At 27.3% G+C, this 517-nt stretch carries 1 protein-coding gene; it reads left to right on the top strand.

Annotated features, from left to right (window positions below; all coding sequences use genetic code 11):
- The coding region (locus GXM17_RS21715) for a hypothetical protein (protein ID WP_208796491.1) at positions 1-430 on the top strand (430 nt) is incomplete at its 5' end.
- Positions 431-517 lie beyond the last annotated feature (87 nt).

Raw genomic sequence — 517 nt, 5'->3', positions numbered from 1 at the left:
CGTTGTGCGACATACGACCAAAAAAACGAAAAAAATACCTCGTACAAAAATCATGATAAATCTTAATAACAATTTTGAAAAACTGATAGGAATAATTATTTTGATTCTATTTATTATGTTTGCTTATTATTTAACTCCAAATAAAAACTTCTATAATCGAATGCTAGAAAATAGAATCGAAGAAGAATATAATGGAAAAGTAGAATCTAAATATATTGATAGTGCAAACCATATGACTCCAAAGCTTAAAGTTTCATCGAAAATAATTTCATTGGAAAATACATTTTGGGATGAAGTAAATATTGGAGATTCTATAGTTAAGATTAAAGGGAACGCAATTATAAAACTATATAAAAAAGACAATTCTGAAAATCTTTTTGATTATAATCAATATTTTGAAAAATTGTCTATTAAAAACGAGACGAATTAGTACGTCGCACAACACACGTCTTGCGCCATTTGCGAATTTAGTGGAATTACCGTTTTTTATCGTATTTTCGTTTAGCCGAAAATACTC

It is taken from the genome of Flavobacterium fluviatile, from assembly GCF_010645065.1.
In the GTDB taxonomy this organism is placed as follows: Bacteria; Bacteroidota; Bacteroidia; order Flavobacteriales; family Flavobacteriaceae; genus Flavobacterium; species Flavobacterium fluviatile.
Note: the sequence above shows the minus strand (reverse complement) of the source record. Positions and strands in the feature narration are given on the sequence as shown.